The sequence below is a fragment of the Dyadobacter sp. CY326 genome (genome assembly GCF_021390515.1).
Lineage (GTDB): Bacteria > Bacteroidota > Bacteroidia > Cytophagales > Spirosomataceae > Dyadobacter.
Genome location: NZ_JAJUXI010000008.1, coordinates 225,811 through 250,127 on the forward strand (window position 1 = coordinate 225,811; position 24,317 = coordinate 250,127).

Consider the following 24,317-nt stretch of genomic DNA (forward strand, 5'->3'; position numbering starts at 1 on the left):
TTTACAAAAAATCAATAGCTATATTTGGGTTTTACCCTAGGAATGGACGTAATAAGCAGGAATAATGTAAAAGTGTTTGGCCATGGATCACAGCCTATGGTTTTTGCGCACGGCTTCGGTTGCGGCCAACATATGTGGCGCTACATTTGGCCCGCATTCGAAAACGACTATAAAATTGTCTTGTTTGATTACGTCGGGAGCGGCGGCTCGGATGCGCTTGCGTATAACACCGAACGTTACGATAGCCTGCACGGTTATGTTCAAGATCTTTTGGATGTTTGCCATGAACTTGGGTTGTCCAAATGCATTTTTGTTGGCCATTCGGTAAGCTGCATGGTTGGCGTGCTTGCATCTGTCAAAGCGCCGGAACTGTTTGATAGTCTGATCCTTATTGGACCATCTGCCCGTTATATCGACGATGAAAAATATACGGGAGGATTCAAGCAAACCGACATCGAGGAGCTTTTGGAAATGATGGAAAAAAATTACATCGGCTGGTCAAACTTTCTTGGGCCTGCCATCATGCAAAATCAGGAACGGCCAGAACTGGGCGCAGAGTTGACTGAAAGCTTCTGCTCAACCGACCCCAAAATCGCAAAACAATTTGCCCGGGTCACGTTTCTTTCCGATAATAGAAAAGACCTGGTTAATGTGAGGCATCCGGTTCTGATCCTGCAATGCTCGGAAGATATCATTGCGCCGGTTCAGGTTGGCGAATTTTTACACCGCCAGATAAGCAATAGCGAATATAAACTAATGCAGGCCACCGGACATTGCCCCCATTTAAGCGCACCCGGTGAGACAATAGAGCTTATGAGCGAATTTCTTACCAACAATCCTTGGAAATAGCGGAACACATATTACAGGAATTGCCCTGCGGCTGCGTTGTTTTTGATGAGGCAGGCACAGTTACATTCGCCAATCGCACATTAGGCTTACTGCTTAATAATCCAGCAGAAAACATTGTAGGACAACGCCTGGAAATGCTTCTTACCATATCAAGCCGCATTTTTTATCAGACACATTTTTTCCCATTACTCAGATTAAAAGGGCAGGCAAACGAAATATTTCTGACACTCAAGTCCGAAAGTGGCAGTCCGGTTCCTGTGATGGTCAATGCGAATGCAACGACTAATAATGGACAGCTTAGTTACATTTGCGTGTTTGCACCGGTTTGGGAAAGGCAAAAATATGAGGAGCAGCTCCTTGAAACCAATCGACGTCACCAGCAGGCCCAACAGGAAAATGCCATGCTGAACGAGCTTCGCGATGAGCTCGAATTAAATCAATTTGAGCTGGACCGGAAAATATCGATCCTGCGGGAGCACAGCCAGGAATATCTTCAAATGGGAAAAGTCTTCATGCACGACATGCAGGAGCCGATCCGCAAAATCAGTCTTTTCTTTGATAAGTTGAAAAGCAAGGGCAAGTTTGCAAATGCAGATGATGAAATGCATCTGGCGGTGATAAACAAATCCATTCTGCGTTTAAGATTCCTCACAGGCTCATTGCTTGATTTCGTGCAAATAAGCAAGGCCGCCGATCCGGTAACAATGCTCAATGCAAACGAGCTTTTGGTGCAGGCGCGGAACCAGGTGATAAGGGACGGGTACTCACCCGAAATCAATTTGGTCACGGGCAACCTGCCGGAATTTGAAGGCAGAGCATCACAATTCCGGCGACTTTTTGTTGAATTGTTTAAAAATGCAATTGAAAATAAACATCCGGATCGTGAATTGACCATTCAGGTCACAGGGGTTGCCATTGAAGAGAACGCGTATCAGAACCACTTGTCCAAATACAAATATATCGATCACATCAAAATCGAGTTTGCGGACAACGGCATTGGATTTGATGACCAGTTCAATGAATATATCTTCGGCCTGTTGAATAAATTAAACGCCGACACAAACGGTTCTGGCCTTGGGCTTGCATTGTGCAAGCAGATTTTGTCGCTGCATTATGGAAAGATCAAAGCGAAGTCCGTCATTGGGCAAGGCACGACCATCGTAATCGTTGTGCCCCTTCACCAGACTGCATTACAGGGGTAAGTTTCAGGCCGCGCGTTCTCACGCTATCAATATTCCAATCAGAGATTCAGCGATTGAAATTGTTAGGTGCGGCGCACTTCTTCCAATATTCAATCATGATCTTAATTGTTTCCTTGATCTCATCGAAGTTACTCGGTTTCACAAAAAATCCCTGCGCAGAAGTGCTGTAAGCATCAATGACTGCCTGTTGATTGATTGCTGTTGTGAAATAAACATATGGAATACATTTAAGGCTCAGCTCAGCGTCGGTCTGAACTTTTTTCCTTAGTTCCAGGCCATCGAGCTTAGGCAGGTTCACGTCAGAAATAATGATGAATGGCCGATCCGGGGTCGAATAAAGGTAATCAAGCGCCTTGAGTCCATCGGCGAAATACATCCTTTGGTTGGGGTAATCCAATTCGCGAAAAACTTCCTCAAAGACGAATTGGTCATCCGGATCGTCCTCTATGATAATGATTGTGCCGCTTTTGTTCATAATGATCAAATATTAAAAAATCAGTCCATAAAAAATAATGCCCCTCCACTATGTAAGGGGCATTGGAAACGAATTCTTGACTGAGAAACGGAATTGTAAAGCAATATAAGCTGTCTATTTTTTAGGCACCCAAACTTTATAACCCGCCCCTTCCCTGTTTCCCGACGCATAATAAGGCACCGCCTGAAAACTGGATTTCTTTCCATCCTTCGCAACCGCACTGCCGCTTACAATGTTAACGCCATTTAACAGGTCTTTCCGAAATTCCAGCTTCATCGGCGCAGCAGCAATTCCGAGTGAATCCAAACCAGCGTTATCAACAGCTTCAAGACAATAGATAACCGGCCCGGATGCGAGCGCAACCATGCCCTTTAAATCTTTTACCTGCTCGTTGGCCGTGATCATACGCGGTTTCATGGGCAGTTCAAGCATTACCTGATCCGCCTTTTTCCATTTCCGGTTAATCACCGCATAACCATCTTCAAGCGTCGCCTTTACCGGTTTTCCGTTGACCCGGATTGTAAATGGTGCGGCCAGATCGGAGCGATATAAGTCCATCGGATTTTCCTTCCCCCTCGCCCAGCCCGGAATCCGCAGCATCAGGCTGAACTCCGTTTCATTGTCAGGGTTTAAAACCAAATTAATGTTTCCTTTCCAGGGATATTCCGTTTTTTGTTCGATCTTAATCTGTTTATTATCTGCGAGTTGTACCATAGCATTGCTTCCTATAAACAGGTTTACATACACACGGTCTTTGGCCGAAGAATAGATAAAGTCAGGCAGTGACGACACCATTTTCAGGAACATCGGCGGGCAGCACGGACATGAATGCCATTCCCACCGCGAATGTTTGTGCGCATTCAGCGGATTTTGGTAAGTGTACTGTTTGCCCGAAAGCGAAACGCCGGTGAGCACATTATTATAAAGTACGCGTTCAAATTCGTCCATATACTTGGCATTTCCGGTCAGCTCATTCATCCGCTGACTGAAAAAGCCTGCTCCTACTGCGGCGCAGGTCTCCAAATATGCGTCCGTTGGCAGGAAATAATCTGCCCCGAATTTTTCATCATCATGAATTGCGCCCACGCCGCCGGTGACAAACATTCGCTGCCCCGTCATATTATCCCAAAGCAGGTCGGCCGTAAGCATATATGGTGCTTCGTGGGTTTCCAATGCTGCCGCGGTGATCCCGGATGCGAGCAGAGTAGCCCTTACCGCGTGGCCTTCAATGGTTTTTTGTTTAAAAACAGAGATCGAATCCTGTGCATAGTCGCCCCAGGTTGGCCGCGCTGTTGCTCCTGCGTTACCCTCTTTATATTTCTGCGCCTTGATCCAGGCTTCCGATTTATCATTGCCCCAGCTGAGCCAAAGCGGGTAACCCACATGATTTCCCCGGTTCTCAATCCAGAACCTGGCCAGGTCAAAATAGGCCTGCTCATTCACCGGAACATTCATTTTCTGCTTCAATGCGGGCTCTTCCTTATAAAGCCAGTAAAGCTTGATCAGCGCCTCTTCGGGTCCGGCGTGTGCGGGAACAATGTTGCGTTTCGGCGGTGCGCCCATCAAACCTGACATATAATTCGCATATCGCGTCGCGACGCCCAAAAGCTTCGTTTTCCCGGTCGCTTTGTAGTAATGCACCCCCGCTTCCACCAGCATTCCGGCATTGTACACATCATGCTGATACCGCAAAAATCCACCATTGTCGCCCCAGCGGTGGCCGGGTTCCATCAGGTCGGTGTAGGTATTTAGATATGCATTTGGGTCAGCCTGCTGGGCCGCGTCGATTCGATCAATGATGTTGTCCAATCTGGCTTGCAATGCAGGATTTGGATACTGTCCCACCAGGTCACCTATGCCGCGGATCGACTCGTAAATAAGCCCGTCAAACCAGGGCAGGCCTGCGTGCTGACCTTTTTTGCCAGCTGCAACCTTATCGAAATTTTCAAGAACATTGTTTTTCTTTTGTTCCTCGGGAGATTTGAGGTGTTTTCCTTCAAATTTATCCAGTACGTCCGTTGCCGTGGTTGTGCTCCACAATGCGAACTTCCGGTTCCAGAACGGATCATTGATGACTGTGTTTTGCACTTGTTTCAGCTGTGTCAAATGCTTTGGAACCGTCCCGTTCGTTTGTCCCAACACCACGTTTGAAAACAAGCCGAGACCCAGCGCCAGGAGTATTAAATGCTTTTTCATATCCATTTTTTAGTCTTCAAATGTATAGAAAATGTTTCAAACTGGTACGAACTGGTACGGTTTAATTTAATGTGTCAAAAACATCCGTTCGCTAAAAAAATTTACTTTTGCTGCACAAGTGACACCGCATGATCGAGAATAAATCAAAATACAAGCTGATTGTCAGCCATGTTACCGACCGGATCCAATCGGAAGAATACCGCACCGGCGACAGAATTCCCTCCATCAATGCGTTTCGAAGCACTTATAATCTTTCGCGGGACACAGTTTTTGCAGGATTGCGCGAGCTGGTTTCAAAAGGGATCATTGCCTCCAATCATGGTGTGGGATATTTTGTAAAGAGCACCAAAATCCAGACCGGACATCACATTTTCCTGCTATTCAATGAGCTGAATGGATTTAAGGAAGTGCTTTTTAAATCATTTATGGAAGCTGTGGGAAATACGGCAACGGTGGACCTGTATTTTCATAATTACAATAGAAAAGTTTTCGAAACCCTGGTGCGCGACGCCAACAACAGGTACACTGACTATATTATTATGTCGGGGAAATTTCAGGGGATCGGCGATTTGCTGGAATCACTTTCGGGCCGGGTGCTGCTGCTGGATCATTTTCACCCCGAGCTCAAAGGGAGATATTCAGCTGTTTATCAGGATTTTGAGAAAAATACGTACGAAGCACTCGAATCTGGATTGGAGCTGATCCGGAAATACAAGCGCATTTTGATGGTCCAGAAAGAAGAAAAAGAACCCGAAGAAAGGTATGAAGGACTGAAAGCCTTTTGTGAAAACTACGGCTTTGCGCACGACTACATTTCGGAAACTGCTGGCCGCGAAATTCAAGCTGGTGATTTATTTATCGTCGTAAAAGATGAAGATCTGGCTGATCTGATCAAGCAAACCGGAGTTCAGCATTTAAAACCCGGCGAAGATTTTGGCATCATTTCCTACAATGACACACCCCTCAAAGAAGTCCTCGCCGGCGGGATCACCACACTTTCCACCGATTTCAGATTAATGGGAAAAACAATGGCCAGGCTCCTCGACACCAAAGCGATCCTGACCATTGAAAACCCCTGGCAGCTCAACATCCGCGGTTCACTTTGAACTGGTGCACTGTGCATTGGAATTTTGGTTTATATTCCCAATCCACAATTTAAATAATCAACTTATACCCTATCCCGCGAATGTTGACGATCTGAATTTGCGGGTCTTCGCGAAGATGGCGGCGGAGGCGCGTGATGAAAACGTCCAGACTGCGGCCATTGAAGAATGTATCGTCGCCCCAAAGTTCTAAAAGCACAGAATTTTTTTCCAAAACCTGGTTGCGAAGCTGATAAAGGCGGCGCAACAGTTCAGCTTCCCGGTGCGACAAAGAAGCTTCCTGTCCGTTGAAAGACAACTTTTGTTTGGCAGGATCAAATGTATATTTGCCAATCTCAAACAAGGTCGAAGGAACATTAACCACATTTTTGGGCCGAAGCAGCGCTTCAATGCGGACAACCAGTTCGTCGAGACTGAATGGCTTTTTGAGATAATCATTTCCGCCCAGCTCAAAACCTCTGACAACGTCGGCGGTCTGCGACCGTGCGGTTAAAAACATGATAGGCACATTCGGGTCTTGCTTTCGAATGTGCTCGGCCATTGTAAATCCATCCATATCCGGCATCATTACATCAGCCACGACAATGTCGGGGCGATGCGCTTCAAACTCAGCGAGACCGGCAATTCCGTTTGCGGCATAGCAAACCGTAAAACCGCGATAGGTCAGACTATCTTTCACGATCATACCCAGAGCAGGCTCGTCTTCAATGAGTAAAACTTTTGGCATAAATCAGAATTTCAAAATAAACTCGCTTCCCTTGCCCGGCTCGCTGACCACGTAAACGCTGCCACCATGCCGCTCCACAACTTGCCGGACATACGCAAGTCCCAGCCCGAAGCCTTTCACAGCATGCAAATTACCCGTAGGAACCCGGAAGAAACGCTCAAAAACCGCCTGCTGATGATTTTTTGCGATGCCGATCCCGTTATCCGCAACCGCCAGCTGCCAGCTGTTGCCATCATTTTTGTATTTAAAAATCACCGTCACTGCTTCGTTCGAATATTTAACCGCGTTATCAACCAAGTTGCTCAGCACATTGGCAAAATGTATCGGATCGACTGAAACAACTTCGTTATCAGCAATTTGATGCTCAAAGTGGACTTGTTTCGTCGCTTTGAGCTTGTAACCTTCTGTAATCTCGCCAATCAGCTGGCGGAGGTTTACCGGCTCCCGATGCAATGTCATTTCCTGCTTGTCCTCCACCGCCAGATTAAGCACTTTTTCGACGAGTTCAGAGAGGCGTCCGAGATTATTTTGAGAAATGGACAGGTAACTTTTTGCTTTTTCCGGATGGTCAAGCACGCCGTAGTTCATCATTGCTTCCACAGCCGCGGTTACTGTTGCAATGGGCGTTTTGAGCTCGTGGGTCATGTTATTAATGAAATCATTCTTTATTTCCGAAAGCCTTTTTTGCCTCAAAATCGTGTGCAGCATGTAAACGAAACAGCCGGTCGTCAGGGTTAGCAATAAAAAACTCGCCACCAGCAAGCCGCCCATTTTTTTGAACAAAAAGGAAAACGGCATGTCAAAAGTGGCTTGTACAAAAAGATTTTTCACCGGATTAATCGGCACCGGAAATGTCCGGAACTGGTTTGATACATTAAACCCACTATCTCTTTTATCAACGAAGTAAGTTTTATCACCATTGGACTCAGGGATAATGCGCAATGTATCAATGAGAAACGCAGCCTGGACACCGCGTTTTTGAAGTTCGAGCCGGTAAGCACTGAACAATTTTCTTTTGTCAATTTGTCCGCCTTCTGCCCAGCCCATTACCAGCATTCTCGAAATCCGGTTTGCCAATGTGTCTCCCGGCGCCACTTTTACGGTTTTATCTTCAATATCGGAGCGAACATAGAGGCGCGTCTCCGCATTTGGACCCGATTTGAATTTCCTGACAATCATCCGCGACTGTGACAAAGGTGGAGCGCCCGGAGCGCCAAGCTTCCTGCCATTAAGACCAAAAAGCGCATCCGCCCTCGCAATTTGCTCCCCCTCGACCACCTGAAAAAGCGCTTCCTGAACCGTCTGCCTGAACTGCGAGCGATTTAGCCGATAAGTCGTCAAAAGCCAATAGCCCTGAAACGCATTGATTGCAACAATGCAAATAATCATCAACGAGAAAATGAACCTGATACGGGCGCTGCTCATAGTACAAATCTACATTGCGCCGCACACGTTTGATACGGCTGTAACACTATTTAACACTAAATACCAGTGCTTAACACAGCTTCCGCGCAACTTTGGAGCATCAAACTTAAACAGGTTAATGCTATGAAAATCAAGATTTTGCTGGCCGCTTTATGGCTGGCCGCCGGGCAGGCTTATGCGCAGTTTTCAGGTCAGATCAACTATGAGGTGGTCCGTAAAATCGATCCTTCGCAATTGCGGATGGTGATCAATGGTGAGCCGGTGAAGCCAGGCGACCCGAATTTCCCTACGGACATTCCCGATTCACGAACCGTGGGTCAGAAAGTTCTTTTTGCAAGAAATTACATCAGGGAAATTATGGATGATCAGAACATGATTGTTCAACGGATGACAGCCGATGGCAGCCCGCCAAAAACCACCAATCTCGGCCGGCCGTTTGATGAATACAGATGTGTGGATCTGGCTGGCCAGAAGGTGATTTCTGTTTTGACGCTGAAAGGACCGGAGCCTAAAACCTACAAAAGTGAAACTCCGATACAACGCATTTCCGGCTGGCAGCTTTCAGGTCAGACCAAGAAAATCGCGGGTTATTCATGCAAAAAGGCGACTGTAATGTTCAAAAATGAGCCTTATGCAGTCTGGTTTACGGAAGAGCTGCCCGCAACTTACTCGCCTGTGCACGAGCTTACGCCCGAAAAGGGCGTGGTGCTGCTGATCGAAGGAAGCCGTGAGCAATTTAAAGCCAGCAAAGTGCAGTCCAGGGAGGTGAATGCCAAAGATGTGGAGCCGCAAACAGGCGCGCAGCAAATTTCCAAAGAAGAACTGAATGACCTTCGCGAGAAGGAAATGGCCGATTTTCGCCAGCGCAAAATGATGCCGGGAGACGGCGGAAGATAATCTTATGAGAATCGCAATGCTATTAGCCATCATCCTGACACATTTCACAGCCGCCGGACAGAAGCTCTCTGTCCGCGCGGAAGTGTCGGGCATCGTCCTCGATTCAATCAGCAAAAAACCTTTGCGCACGGCTTCCGTGTCACTCCTCACACAACGCGACTCCGCCTATGTCACGGCCAGCGTGACAGACGGAGACGGGAAGTTTCGACTTAAAAACGTTTCAACCGGCAGTTATCGTTTGCTAGTTACATATGTCGGTTACCGAAACAAATCCGCTCACTTTGAAATAGTTACCAACGATCCGGTTAGCCTGGATACATTGTGGATGAGCGAGCAGGGGACGGAATTACAGGAAGTGGTGATCAAACAGGAAGCGCCGCCCGTAAGCATTAAAGGAGACACCGTGCAGTTCAATGCAGGCGCATTCAAAACCGAGCCAAATGCGCAGCTTGAAGCATTGCTCAAAAAGTTGCCGGGCGTGGAAGTTTCGCGTGACGGGGAAATTAAGAGCAATGGACAAGCCGTCCGCAAGGTGCTGGTGGACGGAAAACCATTTTTTGGGGACGATCCCAAGATGGCCACCCGCAATCTGCCCGCCGACATTGTGGATAAGGTGCAGGTTTACGATCAATCTTCGGATCAGTCGCAGTTCTCTGGCATTGACGATGGTAACCGCGAGCGGACGATCAACATTACGATCAAGAAAGATAAAGGGAAGGGTTATTTTGGTCAAAATGCAATTGGCGCTGGCAGAAATACGGAGACCAGTGCAATGCGTTACGAGGGAAAACTGAGCCTCAACCGCTTCAACAACCGAAATGGAGGGCCTGGCAGGCAAATATCGCTTATCGGAGAAGCGAACAACCTGAACCGTCAGAATTTTTCATTGGGCGACGGCAGCCTGCCCGGCGGCGGAATGGGCGGACCTACGTTCGTTGGCCAGTACGGGTCTTTTGGAAGTGAAAATGGGCAAACGCCCACGAGCATCACCGAAGTGCGGGCAGGCGGGTTCAACTATCGTGCAGAAGGCGAGCAAGTGCGTTACGGAAAACGGGCGGAAGTTTCCGCGAGCTATTTTGCCAATCAGGCGATCACCACAACCAGTCAGGAAAGTCGGCGTGAATATGTTCTCCCTGGTCAATCTTTTTGGTCAGATCAATCCAATAATAACCGGAATAATGCATTCAATCAGCGCTTCAACGGACGGTTTGAGTTTCAGCTGGATTCCCTGACGAGCCTTCGTGTCACGCCCAACATTTCATGGCAAAATGTTCGCTTTAATAGCAATTTGAATAATTTTTCTTACTCTAAAAGCGGCGATTCACTGAATACGGGGCAGACGCATTATCGCTCAGCAGGCAACGGGATCAATGGTTATAACAACCTCATCTTAATGCGAAAGTTCAGAAAACTGGGCCGAACATTGTCTGCTAATCTGAACACGATTTTGTCAAACGGACAGAACACGGGCTATAATCAGTCGCGAAATGTATTTTACGATTCACTTGGCTTAGCAAATGTCATCGATGATATTGACCAGCAAAACCGGCAGAACAGTTTTTCGGCTCAGAACAACCTGAACTTCTCTTTTACAGAGCTACTTTCATTTCGTCAAAAGCTTGAAGTCAGATATGCCTTGTTAAATTATCAGAACCGTCAGTCCCGTTTTGTTTTTGATAAAAATGAGGAGACAAATAACTACGCTATTCCGGATTCAATGCTGACCAACCGCTTTGCCGGCACGTTTGATGCGCATAAAATGGGTGCAACCTTGCAGACGCAACGGCTCAGATTTAATTATACGCTCGGTTTGGATGTGCAAAGTTCCAGGCAAGTTTCGGATAATTTATCGCAGGATTCGCGCATTAAAAAGCAGTATTTGCATTGGCTGCCCAATGCATTATTCAGTTACACTTTCCCTGGCAACAGGCGTGCGCGGCTGCAATATCGCACCCGCATTGCCCCGCCAAGTGTAACCCAGTTGCAACCCGTGATCGACAATACAAATCCACTCGACATTAAAAGTGGCAATCCGACACTTCGCCCGGAATATTACAACACCCTGACACTGACATATAACAGCTCGGAAAGCAATGGAGACCGCAGCCTTTTTGTTTTCGCAAACCTGAACCAGAGCAACAGCCGGATCAACAATGCGGCGACGATCGGTGACAATGGTGCGCGCTTTTCCAAGCCAATCAATACACGCGGTTATTGGGCATTGAATAGTTTTTTGTCATGGAGCAAGCAAATCAATGCAATGAAACTAGATTTGACGTTCAATACGCAGGCCAATATTTCCGCTGGCCAGAGCCTGATCAATAACCTCAAAAACGAGGCGAAAACGACTTTGCTTGGTCAGGGCATTCGCATTCAATCAGCCTGGGAAGGTCAGATTGATTATGGGCTCGGGGCGCGGGTCAGTTATCAGCAGGCCAAATATTCGCTGTTGCCTCAGCAAAACACCCAGTATTGGTCGCAATATCTCACTGCGGATTTGTATTGGCAGCTTCCATTGCATTTGGTGTTCACCTCAGACCTCACCTACACCGGCACCAGTGGCCGCACGGCAGGCTTCAACCAGAAGTTCACCCGCTGGAACGCCGCATTATCGCGCAGTTTTTTGAAGGGAAAACAAGGAGAGATCCGGCTGCAAGTTTTTGATATACTCAATCAAAACCGCAGCCTGACCCGGATCGTAACAGAGACTTACATTGAAGATATTCAGAGTGTTGTATTAAGGAGATATTTCCTTGTGAGCCTGGTTTACAACCTGCGCAAGTTTGGCATTTGAAAAAGAATAAGGGCTTACTTTGCAGCAAGCCCTTATTTATTTATCTGATTTCAATCAATCTGGGTGCTTTTTGTTTTACTTCTTCCTTTTTCGGGATTATTAAATGAAGCACCCCATTTTCGTATCTGGCGGCGATGCCTTCATCATTGACAACATCGCGCGGCAAAATGAAGGTTCTATGGAAAGACTGATAACTAAACTCCCGGCGCGTGTAGTTGCCCTGTTCTGTTTGCTCGTTTTGCTGCTTTTGAGATGAGATGGTGAGCGTGTTATTTTCCAGCTCAATCTTGAAATCTTGTTTTTCCATTCCAGGAGCCGCGACTTCAACCGTAAAGTTGTCAGCAGATTCCAGAATGTTTACAGCGGGAACGGTTGTCTGAGTGCTTGAAAAATGACTGTTGTCCCAGTTGAAAAGTTCGCGGCCAAGAAAATCGTCGACCAGCGCAGGGATCGCAGAAAATGAATTGCGTCTGTTTTTGATCAGTGACATGACTTTAATCTTTTAAGGTTTAACAATGATTTTCACAATGCTATCCGCATTTGAAACCCGTTAAAACAAACCTCGTTCCAGAAAACTTTTTGTCATAAAAAATCAGCGATATTTTCAGCAATAAGCTGCTGCTGTGACACTTAGGCAGAAAAATTCTGACATTTTGTAAGGAACTAGCGGGGTTTTCAGCTGACAAATTTTCATATTGGTTTTGCTTGGACTGGGTTAATACAACGACCAGTGTGGGGTTGAATAAGCTTGGACATTGCTTCATCCATCACCAGCATAATGAATACAACAAACCGACTTTTGAATACAAGTTCTTTGCGATAGCTAGTGTCCTTTGCATTATCAATCAAATGCAGAGAAAAAATGAAATACACATTAGTAACCGGGGCATCCGGCGGAATTGGCGAAGCCCTTGTGAAAAAGCTCGCAGCGAGACAGCATAACCTCGTTTTAGTAGCCCGCAATGCGGAAAAACTTGCAAAAATCACAAAAGAATTACAGGAGCAGCATGGAGTTCAGGCAGCATATATCGCGGCTGATTTGGCAAAGCCGGATGCCGCTTTTCAAATCTTTGCCGAAACACAAAAGCACGGTTGGGAGATTGATATATTGGTAAACAATGCAGGAATCGGCTCAGGTGGCGAATTTGCAACGCTCTCTTTGCAATCGGAGCTTGATTTATTGCAACTGAATAACGCCTCCTTGCTGGCAGTGACCCATCTTTTCCTGCAACCCATGCGTGAACGAAAAAGAGGCACCATAATCAATATCGCCTCAATGGCCGCATTTATGCCGGTTCCATACATGGCAACCTATGCCGCCAGCAAGGCATTTGTGCGCTCATTCACTCAGGCATTGACGCAGGAATGCATTCCTTGCAATATCCATGTTATGTTATTTGCGCCGGGACTGACCAAAACAAATTTCAATGAATCGGCTGGGATCAATAATGAAAAAGGCGTGGGATTGAGTTCAGACTATCAAACGGCTGCCACGCAAACACCAGAAGATGTTGCTGATGAATTGTTGCAAGCTTTGGACGCAAACAAACAGTTCAAAATATCCGGAAGCAGGAACCGCTTAGGGGCGCGTTTGGCAACATTGCTGCCCAATGCGATGATAACCCGCGTTATGGCGAATTCTTACAGGAAAAAGTTAGGGCAAAGTAATTAACTTGGTCGAATGGAAACAACGACAACAGTTCACATTCAGTCGATCACGCAGTTGCATCACCTTTTGCAGTTTCCAAAACCGAAGCACCCGCTCGTCAGCTTGATAAAGTTTGAAGATTTTCCCGAAATTAAAATCGAACAGCGGACGAGGCTGGTCAATGATTTTTACCAGATAGTTTTGAAAACAGATTGCCCATGCAAAATTCAATATGGCCAAAGTGTATTTGATTTTGACGAAGGAGTGATGTCGTGTTTTGCACCCAGGCAGGTGAGTTTTATTGAAAAGGACTTCGTTTTTGCAAAAGCCGGCTGGCAGCTCTCCATTCATCCTGATTTTTTCAGAGGTTTTCCAATAGGCAGCAGGATCAAAACGTATGGCTATTTTGATTATGCAGTCAACGAAGCCCTTATTCTTTCGGAAGATGAGCAGGAGACTATGAATAATATTTTTGTCCAATTACAAAAAGAATCATTACTGCCCATCGACAACTTCAGCCAGGAAGTAATGATTGCCAACATTGAACTTCTGCTAACTTATTGCGATCGCTATTATAACAGGCAGTTTATCACGCGCAAGGCCGTGGGTAACGAGTTGTTAAATAAAGTAGAGAATGTTCTGAATACTTATTTCAAATCTGACCAACTTGATAAGGGTCTGCCCACTGCCCAACACATCGCCGAAGCATTGCATTTATCATCCAAATATTTGAGCGATTGCTTGAAGCAGCTCACAGGAAGCACGACCCAACAGTTGATCCACGAAAAGCTGATTGAGCGCGCGAAGGAAAGATTGTCGACCACGCAGCTTTCAGTGAGTGAAATTGCCTATGAACTAGGTTTTGAATATCCGCAATCATTCAGTAAGCTTTTCAAAAGCAAAACGCAGCAGACGCCGTTGCAGTTTAGGGGGAGTTTTAATTGAAAAAAGACATTCATTGAGAAAGTCCTTTCACATCTAAATAAATCCGGCGGCAAGGCTCTTGCAACATGCTTCGGGGACAACTTTTCTCTGTGTTTACTTGTCCCATTTGATTTTTGAATATGCTCAGCGTCGCTTTCGAAGGATGCTGCAAGGTAACAGCACGAAGTTTTGCAGGTAAAATACAACCGGTTTTTACTTTTGATCTCATTATCCAGGCAAAACCAACACCACGAACACTTTATATTCCAAAAAACACTTACAACATGAATCGCAAAATATTGATTGTCACCGGGGATGGTGGCGAAAGTTATGAGACACTTTATGCCGTTCACCGCTTTCAGGAAGAAGGCGACATTGCCGTGATTGCTGCGCCTAGCAAGCGACGGCTTAATCTGGTGATGCACGATTTCGAACTCGGTTGGGACACATATGTGGAACGGCCTGGCTATTGTCTGGCTTCGGACCTGACGATTGAAGACGTGAAAGTAAACGACTATGATGCCATTCTGCTGCTGGGAGGCCGCGCACCTGAATATTTGCGCAACCACGCTGCGCTCCTGGAAGTAGTTCGTGAGTTTGATCGGCAGGGCAAATGGGTTTTTGCGATTTGCCACGGAATACAGATTCTTGTTACAGCAGGATTGGCCAAAGACAAAACACTGACTGCTTACGAACACGTACGAACAGAAATCGAAATGGGAGGCGGCACATATTCTACCCAACAGGCCATTCGCGACGGCAACATTGTAACCGGACAAACCTGGCAATCACACCCAGACTTTTATCGCGAAGTTTTTGTGTGCCTTAAAGAAGCAGAACTGGTGGAAAAGTAAAAGCTTTGGGTTGGTAATGTTATTGGTGTGTGATCATGTATATTACGGTTACATTAGCCAATATAACTTGCTCTTTATGAAGAAATATCTTCTGCTCATCTTGCTCGCGATGCTCTCGGGTGAAGTTTTTTGCCAAAATGCAAACACGCTTTTTGTAACATATTCCCGCTCTAAACCTCAGCCTGTTTACAACAAAGATGTGGATGGAGGCGCTGGCTATAAGGCGGTTGCATCCAACGCTTTTGGAATCCGCTACTTAATGAAGAGCAGCAAGATCATCACATTCGAAACGGGGATCGATTACAGCTCATTTGATTTCAAACTGGATCACGTTGACATGCCAAATATTGTCATTCCTGACATCACCCAGTCCATTGAAGTCGTGTCAATCCCGGTTTACGCTCATCTGACATTTCTTAAATATTTTTTCGTAAACGGCGGCCTGCTCACTGATATCGAAATTGATAAAAAGAACACTGATATAGACGAGCAAACCGGGATTGGCTTTGGCCTGGGCGCGGGCGTTAGTTACAATTACAAAAAGGTCAGCTTCTTTATAAATCCGTTTTTTGAACGCCACGGCTTAATAGGTCTTGGAAAACAGGAATCCGGTGTCCGTCAAAGCATTATAAACCCCGGCGGAAGAATTGGGATTGGATATGCTTTTTGAGAAGGCGGTTATGAACTTCTTGTAACTAGATTTGAAATATTATAATCGAAATAGCCAATGCGAAGATCTTCAAGCTTATTAGCAGCTGCGTTGGGTTGTCTTGCAATTTGTCTGACATCTTGTGAGGGAACGATGTATGAATCCGCAAAAACGTACGATTTAGAAGTCACCACCCCTGATCGCGACACGGTTTTTTTAATCAGAAACCGAAAACAACCCGTATTTATCCGGTTTTCCTTTGACGGCGAACTTTCCCACCCGTCAGCCATACATTGGTCTACTGATCCGCGGTTTGAGTACAAAACTGAAATTCTGATCCCGGCCGGGAAGCCTGCCATTCCTGAGACGCAGGACGATTATTACAGCCAAATGGTGTATGTAAAATATGTTTCGCGGCACGATTCAACGGCAGGAAAACTGCGAATCAGGGTGAAAATTTAATGTGCTGATCGGAAAAATTAGCGTCACCGTAGTTCATCCAGTTCCACAGTCTTCGCCGTCCTGGTCAGCAAATGAATGATTAGCCAGGCAATCAAATACGTGAAGCCGCAGATGGTGAAAATAATGTTGTAACCACCTTCGAGATTTCCAGCCGCTTTGTAACGATCCAGCAAGCTGCCGATCAATATGGGAAATAAAATCCCTCCTACTGCTCCGGCCATTCCACCTATTCCTACAACGGAGCTCACGGCTTGTTTTGGGAAAAGATCGGACGGCAATGTGAAGACGTTGGTCGCCCAGGCCTGATGCAATGCGACAGCGAAACTAATGAGGGCGACTGCGATCCATACATCGCCTGCAAATTGTATCAGGATTACCGATAATTCCAAGACAGCAAATGCCAACAGAACAGTTTTTCGCGCTTTCAATGTGGGCCACCCCTTTTTGATCAGCCACGAAGACAAATAACCGCCGCCTATGCTGCCGATTGTGGTTGCGGTATAAATCAGCATTAATTCGAGACTTGGTTTTTTGAGATCCAGGTTGAATGTGAATGCGAAATAAGATGGTAACCAAAAGAGGAAAAACCAGTAAATGGGATCAATGAGACCTTTTCCGGTAATGTAAGCCCAGGTTTGCGGGAATGTAAAAAGCTTGATCCATTTCACAGGCTGCTTCTCGGCATCGTGCTCATCCTGATCCTGACCGCTGACAATATAATGCAATTCTTCTGCGCTGAGGCGTTTTTGCTGGGCAGGAATGTCATAATAAATCAGCCAGAAAACAAGCCACACAAACCCCAGTGCACCCGTAATCCAGAACACTTCCTGCCAGCCATAATGACTTAATATCCAGGGCACGAGCAACAACGCAACGACCACACCAACGCTCGTTCCGGCATTGAAAAGGCCCGTTGCCAGTGCACGTTCCTTCTTCGGAAACCATTCAGCAACCGTTTTGACCGCCGCCGGATAATTTCCTGCTTCCCCCAAACCAAGCCCCACGCGCGCCAGTCCAAAACCAAATGCACTCCTGGCCACCGCGTGCAACATGCCCGCAATGCTCCAAAAAACTATGGTGATCGAGTAACCCATTTTCGTCCCTATTTTATCAATCAACCATCCAAAAAGCAGCAAACCCAGCGCATAGGCCGACGTAAAGGCCATCACTATGCGCGCAAAATCGGTTTCCGTCCAGACGAATTCCTTTTCTAGGATCGGTTTGAGCAAACCAATGATTTGCCGGTCCAGATAATTAATGGTCGTAGCAGTGAAGAGGAGGACGACGATGAACCAGCGGTAATTTTTACTATTTGGATTCGGCATTACAAGGCGGGTTGGTTGTGAAATAGTTGCTCATTCGTTCAAGGCAATGCAAACGCGACATACGTTCCGCCTGCTTTCAGGCCATATCGTGCCCCTCCCGCCGCGATTGCAATGTATTGCTTGCCATTGACCATGTAAGTAATGGGCGTGGCGAAACCTCCGGCGGGTAATTTGTATTCCCACACGACTTTTCCGGTTTTGGTGTCAAATGCCCTTAATTTTTCGTCATAAGTGGCTGCGATAAATAGCAAGCCACCTGCTGTGACAATCGGGCCTCCGTGATTTTCTGTGCCTGTTGGTGAGATGCCTTGCTTGGTGAGTTCGGGATATTCTCCCAATGTGACTTTCCAGAGATATTCGCCGGTGTTCAGGTCGATGGCATTCAATGTTCCCCAGGGCGGTTTAATGGCCGGGTAATTGTCCTGATCGCGGAACTGGACGTTGCCGTTGTTCACATAGGGCGGCGCATGCGGGAAATCGGCGACGGTTTTTTCAATGTCTGCAACGACGTGAATGTCGTTGGCAGCCGGTTTTGTTTCCACATTTAAAAGAAAATTCACAAGCTCGTCACGATCTGCCTTGGCAATGTGCTGGAAAGATGGCATCCTGCCGCGGCCTGTTTCGAGCAATGTGCTGATCTGCGCGCGGGTCATTCGCTTTCCAATGTCTTTTAATGATGGATAAGCCTGCGTTGCTGGCGAACTTTTACCATCTGTTGCGTGGCAAGCCGCGCAGTTTGTGTTAAACAGAACATTGCCTTTTGATAATGTTTTTCCATCCGATTTTTCTTTCGCATCGCGCATTTTGAGCCACCAGAGCATGTTATTTGAATTGACATACATGATTCCATTCGGATCAGCCGCCGTTCCGCCCCACTCTGCCCCGCCGCCGATGCCGTAAAGAAGGCTGCCCTCCAATGTTGGCGGTTGGTTTTTGGGGCCTTTGATGCTGTTTGTGAAGCGGTCGAGCACGTAGGCGTGCGCTTCGGCCGTGCGGTTGGTAATGTCGGCTTCCGTTAATGTCTGATTTGCAAACGGAGCTGGTTTTACTGGAACTGGCTGCGTGGGCCAGGGCTGCTCGCCGGGCAATGCGTTGGCTGTGGGTGCAGCAATTTCTTTGACATCAAATAAGGGCTTACCCGTATCCCGATCAAAAAGGAAAATAAGGCCGTCTTTGGTAGCCTGCGCAACGGCGTCGACCGTTTTGCCTTTGCTTTTGACAGTGATCAAATTGGGCGGACAAGGAATGTCGCGGTCCCAAAGATCGTGGTGAACGGTTTGGAAATGCCATCTGCGCTTGCCGGTTTGGGCATCGAGCGCGATGACGCAATTGGCAAAAAGATTGGTTCCTTTTCTCGCGCCTCCATAAAAATCCACCGAAGGTGAGCCGGTCCCCAGAAACACAGTGCCACGTTTTTCATCGATCACCATTCCGGCCCAGCAGTTGGCGCCGCCTAGTTTCTTGTAAGAATCCTTTGACCAGGTTTCGTAACCATACTCACCGGGCAGCGGGATGGTCCTGAAAACCCAGGCGAGCTTTCCGGTGCGCACGTCGAATGCGCGAATGTGGCCGGGCAATGCGTCGCCGCCTTCTGAAACGGATGAACCGGTAATTAGCAAGTTTTTATAAATAACTCCGGGCGTTGTGGAGCGAATGTTGAAATTATTAATGTCATAACCATAGGTTTCTTTGTTGCCCAGTCCTTCATGAAAATCAACTTCTCCATTTTTACCAAAACCTTTGATTAATTGCCCATTATCAGCATTAATCGCATATAAAGTGGAACCGGCCGTATACAAAATTCGCCGGTCATTGCCTTCCTGCCAGTAAACCACGCCGCGCACGGGGTGAAATCTGGGCCGCACATTCGGGTCGGCAAAAGGATCGAATTTCCAAAGCTCTTTGCCGGTTGCTGCCTCGATGGCAAACACTTTAAGACGTGGCGTGGTGCCGTACATAATGCCGTTGATGACAATGGGCTGACACTGCATGTCCATGCCGCGCTGCTGCGGATCTTTGTTCTCGCCCGTGTCATAAGACCAGGCCGGTTGCAGGTTTTTAACATTATCCTTATTAATCTGATTTAAGGCGGAATAACGGTTTCCCGCATTGTTTCCGCCGTATACGGGCCAATCTTCGCCGGGGTCCGAAGACTTTCCAGGTTTTGAAAACCTGGAAAGTCTCATTCCGCAGAAAAGCATAATTACCAATAGAAAAATCAGATATTTTGCAGCGTTTCGGGTCATTTTAGCAGTAATTGAGCGTTGCTATGCGCTGTTTTTAGTTCAAATTCGGATTAATAGACGTGTCCGTATAAGGCAGCGGAAACCAGTAATTAGCTTTTGTGATCGGTTTGATCGGCTGCAAATCGTCCGGACTTTTCTTGGCATTGGCTTCTTCCACTTTTTCCAATCGCACGAGGTCAAACCAGCGGGTTCTTTCACAGGCAAATTCCCAGGCACGTTCCTGCACCACGGCATCAGCGAATTGAGCCGCGCTCAAACTGCCCATTGCCAACGGTTTCGTTCCGGCAGGAAGGCCGCGCAAGCGAACCTGGTTCAATGCATCATAAGCAGCCTGGTCCGGTCCGCCCTTTCCACGCGCTTTTGCCTCTGCATAAGTGGTAAGCACGTGCGGGTAACGCATCATCACGGTCGGAAGCGAAATGCTGGACGTTACAATGTTGCCTTTGATATACCACTTTTGATAATAAGGATGCTTGGTAAGGCTGTTTTGCCATGCAATTTTGGTCGCGCCTAAACCAAACTCTGTGCGAAATGTGGCGTCCTTTCTCGGGCCAGCAGGGAAGTCGCGGAAGAAGTTGAGCTCGGCAAACATATCGTCCCAGCCGCCTTCTTCGCCCGGCATCGTCGTGTTTCCGTAAGTGGCATTGGCCGTTCCGCTGCCTGCTGCAAATCCACTGATCTGGAAAACGGCTTCTCTTGTTCCGGCAGAGGCAGGATCGTTTTCAAAAACTGCGGCAAATGTTGGCAAAAGCTCAAAACCGTAAAGTGCGCGGTTGTCGATCACTTCTTTTGCTTTGGCAGCAGCCAAGTCATATTTGTCTGTTTGTTTCAAAGGCCAGCCTGCCATTGTCAGGTAAACTTCGGCCAAAAACGCTTTGGCTGCGCCTTTGTTCGCCCGTCCCGGATCGCGTTTTGCGTCGGGTAAATTGGTTTCTGCAACCTTCAAATCAGCAATGATCAGGTCGTAAACTTCCTGCGGCGTTGATTTTCCTACGGTCAGCAGTTCGTCCGAATATTCGCCTGCCGTAATGAGCGGAATGTTGCCGTAAAAGCGAACGAGCCAAAAGTAGGAGAACGCACGGATGAAGTGCGCTTCGCCGACAATAATGTCGATCGTAGCCTTTGTTCCGACCGTTTTTTCCCAATTATTAATCACATTATTTGCCCCCTGAATGGCTTTGTAACAACCCGTATACACCGCATTGGAACGCTGGTTTGTTGTCGATGGGTTGAACTGGTCGAATTCCCGCCAGTCGGCTTTATTACTGGCCGGGTGCGTGGTTACATCGTCGCCGCCGAGCATGGCAGCTTGCGCGCCCGGGTGGATGAATCCGTAAGACCATTGTGATCCCAAACCTTTGTATGCGCCGGTTAGTGCCGATTCCAGTCCGTCTTGTGTGGCGAGCACATTTTCGCCGTAAAGTAAGCCCGTGGTGTCCTCTTCCAGGTAATTTTCGCAGCCTACGCCTGTCAAAAGCAATGCTGCCAGTATGAGTAAGTTATATTTTTTCATTTTTGATCAAAGATTAAAAGCCAAGGTTAAGACCGATTGTGTACACTTTTGCATTGGGATAAGAACCGCGGTCGATGCCTATGGCGGTGTCCGTTCCTGAGCCTACATTGCTGGATTCCGGATCGGGTCCGGTGTATTTTGTGAATGTCAAAACATTGGTCGCACTCGCAAAAACGCGCACGGTGGCTTTGTCCTTGAAAATCGAAGTCGGCACATTATAAGAAAGGCTTATATTTTTCAACCTTACAAAACTGCCGTTTTCCACAAATCGGCTCGACTGCGTGAATGGCTGATATGTTTTTGTAAAGGCAGGAATATCCGAATTCTCGTTGCCAGGGCGATAATAATCTCTGATCTCCGTCAGCAAAAACTGTCGTGCTTCGCCCGAGCCGGACATCGCGCCTGCTCTTGTGTAGTTCAGCTTATCCAATCCAAATGCGCCCTGGAAGAACACATTCAATGTTAATCCGCTGTATACAAATGTGTTATTCCAACCACCCGTCAATGTTGGAAATGCGCGGCCTACGATTTGGAAATCGTCCGTCGTAATCGCATTGTCGCCATTTACATCTTCATAACGCGGATCCCCCGGCACGCGGCCTTGTTTTGCGGCCGCATCAGCATCGGCCTGTTTGAATGTTCCCAGATAATTCAGCCCCCAGTAAGAACCCAGCGGCTCACCCGGTTTCAGCATAAATTCATTGGTAATCGACATTCCGCCACCTGCGCCCGTGCCCGTTCCCAGGCGCGGCAAACCACCCAGACTAAGCACCTGATTTTTTAATGTGGAGAAATTCAGATTTGTTTCCCAGCCAAATTTTCCGCTTTCAATAGGCGTTCCGCCGATCGCAAATTCAAAGCCTTTGTTCTCGATCTCACCCACATTTCTGGTTTGCGTTCCGCCGCCTGCATAGTTGGGCAGCGCCACATTAAGCAGTAAATCTGTTGTGTTTTTGTGAAAATAATCGGCTTCCACGTGCAAGCGGCCATTCAGGAATTCCATTTCAATGCCGACGTCCGTTTGCTTCGTTGTTTCCCATTTCAGGTTTTTGTTTCCCTGATTTCCCTGGATCACGCCGGCCGTCACTGCAGTGTTATTGAAAGCCATTTGGGTTGTGCTGTATGCCGACAATGTTGCATAAGGGTTAATCGCCTGACTTCCTGTCATTCCCCAGCTTCCGCGCAGTTTTAGGTTGCTGAACACATTTAGATTTTTGATAAATTCCTCCTCAGAAAGTCTCCACCCGATTGCCAGAGAAGGAAAAACACTGTTTCGGTTATCCTTACTGAACTTGGACGAACCGTCCCGCCGGATCGCAGCAGTGAGCAAATATTTGTCTTTGAATGCATAATTAACCCTTCCTAAAAGTGAGAGCAATGTCGATTTTGAAAATGCAGAGTTAACGGTTGCTGCCGAATTGCCGCCAATGTTGTCGTAACCAAGCTGCGGGAAACGCAGGCCGGTTGCGGTTGCCGTAAAATTTCTGTCTGTAAATTGCTGCGTTTCCAGAACGGCCACGGCATTAATAGAATGGTTACCAATGGTCGTAGTATAATTCAGCGCGTTGGTATTTTGCAGCGTCACTTGCTCGGATGAATAACGCGTTGCGCTTGGGTTGTTGTTGGACAGCCTTTTGCCTGTAAAATTTTTGTTCTGCGCATTCAGATAATTGATCGCGTATTGTAAATCCAGGCTCAGGCCTTTGATCGGCAGCTGCCAGTTTAATCCGCCGATGGCATTGATGTTCATGCGGTCAATGTCATTGGATTTGTCATATAACTGATCCAGCGGACTTCTGGAAACGGAACCGATCGGATCGGCGAATGTGGGCTGGCCGTCTTCTCCATATGCAGGTGTTGTCGGCGCCCATTGCAATGCTTCTATCAAAGCGCCGCCGCCGTCTGTGTTATGATTTGCCGATTTTGCACCCGACAAATTCACGCGCAAAGCAAGCTTTTTGTTAATCTGCGTGTTCAGGTTGGTCCGCAAAACATAGCGCTTGAATCCGCTGTTCTCCACAATCCCTTTTTGTTTTACATAGTTTCCGGAGATCAGGAAAGAGGTTTTTTCATTTCCGCCTGAAACGGTGATCTGCTGCTGTGTTCCGCTGCCTTTCCTGTAAACCAGATCCTGCCAGTCGGTGCCGCCGTTTTGTTTAAAATCTGCAATCTGCGCTTCTGTAAATGGTGTGTTGGAACCTGTTGCAATGGCTCTCGCATTTACGATTTCTGCAAATTCACCTGCGGGCAGAATGTCAAATGTTTTGATCACATTCGAAATGCTTCCCTGGCCTTCGTAATTCACTTTCAGTCCTTTTGTTCCTTTTTTGGTGGTGATGATGACAACACCATTCGCGCCCCGACTCCCGTAAATCGAAGTTGAAGCGGCGTCTTTCAGAATTTGAAGTGATTCAATATCAGCGGGATTGAGCAAGTTATAGTTCGCGCCCACAAAGCCATCAATCACATACAAAGGATCATTATTTCCCAAAACAGAATTAGCACCACGCACACGAACCCGGGCATCGCCACCGGGCGCACCATTGGATTGCGTCACCTGCACACCCGCCGCACGACCTTGCAAAACCTGGTCAAGGCGTGTGATGGGTTGTTGCGAAAATTCTCTTGTGGAAACGACTGACAATGCGCCGGTTACGTCCGTTTTTTTCTGTGTTCCATAACCCACCACAACCAACTCTCCTAAACTTCTCGACTCCTGCGCAAGCTGCAGATCAATGTTGGTCCGGTTGTTAATGGCAACGGTCTGGCTTTGATATCCGATAAAAGAAAACACCAAACTGCCATTTCCAGGCGCATTAATCACATAATTTCCGTCTCCATCCGTCACAGTTCCCGTAGAACTTCCGCTAAGCAAAATACTCACACCCGGCAAGGCAACATTGTCCTGGTCGGTAATCTTTCCCGTCACCCTGCTGTTCTGCGCAAAGACGTAGCTTTGGGTCAGAATGAGATGCAACAAAACCAAACTTACAAGTTTTTTCATAATAAAAGGCAAATAGATGTTATA

Annotated in this window: 19 protein-coding genes; 10 read left to right on the top strand and 9 right to left on the bottom strand. The window is 47.1% G+C overall.

Features of this window, described 5'->3' with window-relative positions; translation table 11 throughout:
• Nucleotides 1-42 precede the first annotated feature (42 nt).
• Together LZG73_RS17415 and LZG73_RS17420 are read left to right on the top strand one after the other, a co-directional pair.
• The gene (locus tag LZG73_RS17415; protein ID WP_233852893.1) at nt 43-849 is read left to right on the top strand and encodes an alpha/beta fold hydrolase; all 807 of its coding nucleotides are present in this window, start codon (nt 43-45) and stop codon (nt 847-849) included.
• Nucleotides 840-2,051: an ATP-binding protein gene (locus LZG73_RS17420; protein ID WP_233852899.1), complete on the top strand. Its 1,212-nt coding sequence runs from the start codon at nt 840-842 to the stop codon at nt 2,049-2,051. Before LZG73_RS17415 ends, LZG73_RS17420 begins: the two co-directional genes overlap by 10 nt.
• Nucleotides 2,052-2,097: 46 nt before the next feature.
• Here LZG73_RS17420 and LZG73_RS17425 read toward each other — a convergent pair whose 3' ends face one another.
• On the bottom strand, nt 2,098-2,526 hold the full coding sequence (locus tag LZG73_RS17425) for a response regulator (RefSeq protein ID WP_233852901.1): 429 nt from the start codon (nt 2,524-2,526) through the stop codon (nt 2,098-2,100).
• 114 nt (nt 2,527-2,640) lie between these two features.
• Nucleotides 2,641-4,722 (bottom strand): glycoside hydrolase family 127 protein, encoded by a 2,082-nt coding sequence (locus tag LZG73_RS17430; protein WP_233852902.1) that lies wholly within the window; start codon nt 4,720-4,722, stop codon nt 2,641-2,643.
• Between the two features lie 128 nt (nt 4,723-4,850).
• Between LZG73_RS17430 and LZG73_RS17435 the strand changes: the two genes are divergently transcribed.
• Nucleotides 4,851-5,828, top strand: coding sequence for a GntR family transcriptional regulator (locus LZG73_RS17435; protein ID WP_233852906.1), 978 nt, complete (start codon nt 4,851-4,853; stop codon nt 5,826-5,828).
• 49 nt (nt 5,829-5,877) lie between these two features.
• On the opposite strand, the gene LZG73_RS17440 is transcribed toward LZG73_RS17435, so the two are convergent.
• Both LZG73_RS17440 and LZG73_RS17445 read right to left on the bottom strand, forming a co-directional pair.
• A complete protein-coding gene (locus LZG73_RS17440) occupies nt 5,878-6,552 on the bottom strand; it encodes a response regulator transcription factor (RefSeq protein WP_233852908.1) in 675 nt (224 codons plus the stop codon).
• A gap of 3 nt (nt 6,553-6,555) precedes the next feature.
• On the bottom strand, nt 6,556-7,941 hold the full coding sequence (locus LZG73_RS17445) for a cell wall metabolism sensor histidine kinase WalK (RefSeq protein ID WP_233852909.1): 1,386 nt from the start codon (nt 7,939-7,941) through the stop codon (nt 6,556-6,558).
• A gap of 159 nt (nt 7,942-8,100) precedes the next feature.
• On the opposite strand from LZG73_RS17445, the gene LZG73_RS17450 reads away from it, so the two are divergent.
• Nucleotides 8,101-8,874, top strand: coding sequence for a GLPGLI family protein (locus LZG73_RS17450; protein WP_233852910.1), 774 nt, complete (start codon nt 8,101-8,103; stop codon nt 8,872-8,874).
• A gap of 16 nt (nt 8,875-8,890) precedes the next feature.
• The gene (locus LZG73_RS17455) at nt 8,891-11,668 is read left to right on the top strand and encodes a TonB-dependent receptor (protein WP_233852911.1); all 2,778 of its coding nucleotides are present in this window, start codon (nt 8,891-8,893) and stop codon (nt 11,666-11,668) included.
• A 40-nt stretch (nt 11,669-11,708) separates the two neighbouring features.
• Here LZG73_RS17455 and LZG73_RS17460 read toward each other — a convergent pair whose 3' ends face one another.
• Nucleotides 11,709-12,158: an Hsp20/alpha crystallin family protein gene (locus LZG73_RS17460; protein WP_233852913.1), complete on the bottom strand. Its 450-nt coding sequence runs from the start codon at nt 12,156-12,158 to the stop codon at nt 11,709-11,711.
• A gap of 372 nt (nt 12,159-12,530) precedes the next feature.
• On the opposite strand from LZG73_RS17460, the gene LZG73_RS17465 reads away from it, so the two are divergent.
• The 5 genes from LZG73_RS17465 (at nt 12,531) to LZG73_RS17485 (ending at nt 16,205) form a co-directional block, all read left to right on the top strand.
• Nucleotides 12,531-13,340, top strand: coding sequence for an SDR family oxidoreductase (locus LZG73_RS17465; protein ID WP_233852915.1), 810 nt, complete (start codon nt 12,531-12,533; stop codon nt 13,338-13,340).
• Between the two features lie 9 nt (nt 13,341-13,349).
• Nucleotides 13,350-14,261 carry an AraC family transcriptional regulator gene (locus LZG73_RS17470; protein ID WP_233852917.1) on the top strand — a complete coding sequence of 304 codons (912 nt, stop codon included), beginning with the start codon at nt 13,350-13,352 and terminating at the stop codon, nt 14,259-14,261.
• Nucleotides 14,262-14,524: 263 nt separating this feature from the next.
• Entirely contained in the window at nt 14,525-15,094 is a 570-nt protein-coding gene (locus LZG73_RS17475; protein WP_233852919.1) for a DJ-1/PfpI family protein, read from the top strand.
• A gap of 76 nt (nt 15,095-15,170) precedes the next feature.
• Nucleotides 15,171-15,764 carry a hypothetical protein gene (locus LZG73_RS17480; RefSeq protein ID WP_233852921.1) on the top strand — a complete coding sequence of 198 codons (594 nt, stop codon included), beginning with the start codon at nt 15,171-15,173 and terminating at the stop codon, nt 15,762-15,764.
• 57 nt (nt 15,765-15,821) lie between these two features.
• Nucleotides 15,822-16,205, top strand: a complete 384-nt coding sequence (locus tag LZG73_RS17485; RefSeq protein ID WP_233852923.1) for a hypothetical protein — start codon at nt 15,822-15,824, stop codon at nt 16,203-16,205.
• A 23-nt stretch (nt 16,206-16,228) separates the two neighbouring features.
• Here LZG73_RS17485 and LZG73_RS17490 read toward each other — a convergent pair whose 3' ends face one another.
• The 4 genes from LZG73_RS17490 to LZG73_RS17505 all read right to left on the bottom strand — a co-directional run bounded on the left by LZG73_RS17490 (nt 16,229) and on the right by LZG73_RS17505 (nt 24,293).
• Nucleotides 16,229-17,530: an MFS transporter gene (locus tag LZG73_RS17490; protein ID WP_233852925.1), complete on the bottom strand. Its 1,302-nt coding sequence runs from the start codon at nt 17,528-17,530 to the stop codon at nt 16,229-16,231.
• A gap of 38 nt (nt 17,531-17,568) precedes the next feature.
• Nucleotides 17,569-19,716: a PQQ-binding-like beta-propeller repeat protein gene (locus LZG73_RS17495; protein ID WP_233853230.1), complete on the bottom strand. Its 2,148-nt coding sequence runs from the start codon at nt 19,714-19,716 to the stop codon at nt 17,569-17,571.
• A 94-nt stretch (nt 19,717-19,810) separates the two neighbouring features.
• Nucleotides 19,811-21,289, bottom strand: a complete 1,479-nt coding sequence (locus tag LZG73_RS17500; RefSeq protein WP_233852927.1) for a RagB/SusD family nutrient uptake outer membrane protein — start codon at nt 21,287-21,289, stop codon at nt 19,811-19,813.
• A gap of 13 nt (nt 21,290-21,302) precedes the next feature.
• Nucleotides 21,303-24,293: a TonB-dependent receptor gene (locus LZG73_RS17505; RefSeq protein WP_233852929.1), complete on the bottom strand. Its 2,991-nt coding sequence runs from the start codon at nt 24,291-24,293 to the stop codon at nt 21,303-21,305.
• Nucleotides 24,294-24,317: the final 24 nt, after the last annotated feature.

What these genes read in the sequence shown, in the direction of transcription:
- LZG73_RS17425 (WP_233852901.1), bottom strand. Translation starts at nt 2,526, where the DNA reads ATGAACAAAAGCGGCACAATCATTATCATAGAGGACGATCCGGATGAC.
- LZG73_RS17430 (WP_233852902.1), bottom strand. Translation starts at nt 4,722, where the DNA reads ATGAAAAAGCATTTAATACTCCTGGCGCTGGGTCTCGGCTTGTTTTCA.
- LZG73_RS17465 (WP_233852915.1), top strand. Translation starts at nt 12,531, where the DNA reads ATGAAATACACATTAGTAACCGGGGCATCCGGCGGAATTGGCGAAGCC.
- LZG73_RS17440 (WP_233852908.1), bottom strand. Translation starts at nt 6,552, where the DNA reads ATGCCAAAAGTTTTACTCATTGAAGACGAGCCTGCTCTGGGTATGATC.
- LZG73_RS17490 (WP_233852925.1), bottom strand. Translation starts at nt 17,530, where the DNA reads ATGCCGAATCCAAATAGTAAAAATTACCGCTGGTTCATCGTCGTCCTC.
- LZG73_RS17480 (WP_233852921.1), top strand. Translation starts at nt 15,171, where the DNA reads ATGAAGAAATATCTTCTGCTCATCTTGCTCGCGATGCTCTCGGGTGAA.
- LZG73_RS17415 (WP_233852893.1), top strand. Translation starts at nt 43, where the DNA reads ATGGACGTAATAAGCAGGAATAATGTAAAAGTGTTTGGCCATGGATCA.
- LZG73_RS17460 (WP_233852913.1), bottom strand. Translation starts at nt 12,158, where the DNA reads ATGTCACTGATCAAAAACAGACGCAATTCATTTTCTGCGATCCCTGCG.
- LZG73_RS17435 (WP_233852906.1), top strand. Translation starts at nt 4,851, where the DNA reads ATGATCGAGAATAAATCAAAATACAAGCTGATTGTCAGCCATGTTACC.
- LZG73_RS17450 (WP_233852910.1), top strand. Translation starts at nt 8,101, where the DNA reads ATGAAAATCAAGATTTTGCTGGCCGCTTTATGGCTGGCCGCCGGGCAG.
- LZG73_RS17485 (WP_233852923.1), top strand. Translation starts at nt 15,822, where the DNA reads ATGCGAAGATCTTCAAGCTTATTAGCAGCTGCGTTGGGTTGTCTTGCA.
- LZG73_RS17475 (WP_233852919.1), top strand. Translation starts at nt 14,525, where the DNA reads ATGAATCGCAAAATATTGATTGTCACCGGGGATGGTGGCGAAAGTTAT.
- LZG73_RS17500 (WP_233852927.1), bottom strand. Translation starts at nt 21,289, where the DNA reads ATGAAAAAATATAACTTACTCATACTGGCAGCATTGCTTTTGACAGGC.
- LZG73_RS17505 (WP_233852929.1), bottom strand. Translation starts at nt 24,293, where the DNA reads ATGAAAAAACTTGTAAGTTTGGTTTTGTTGCATCTCATTCTGACCCAA.
- LZG73_RS17470 (WP_233852917.1), top strand. Translation starts at nt 13,350, where the DNA reads ATGGAAACAACGACAACAGTTCACATTCAGTCGATCACGCAGTTGCAT.
- LZG73_RS17495 (WP_233853230.1), bottom strand. Translation starts at nt 19,716, where the DNA reads ATGAGACTTTCCAGGTTTTCAAAACCTGGAAAGTCTTCGGACCCCGGC.
- LZG73_RS17445 (WP_233852909.1), bottom strand. Translation starts at nt 7,941, where the DNA reads ATGATTATTTGCATTGTTGCAATCAATGCGTTTCAGGGCTATTGGCTT.
- LZG73_RS17455 (WP_233852911.1), top strand. Translation starts at nt 8,891, where the DNA reads ATGCTATTAGCCATCATCCTGACACATTTCACAGCCGCCGGACAGAAG.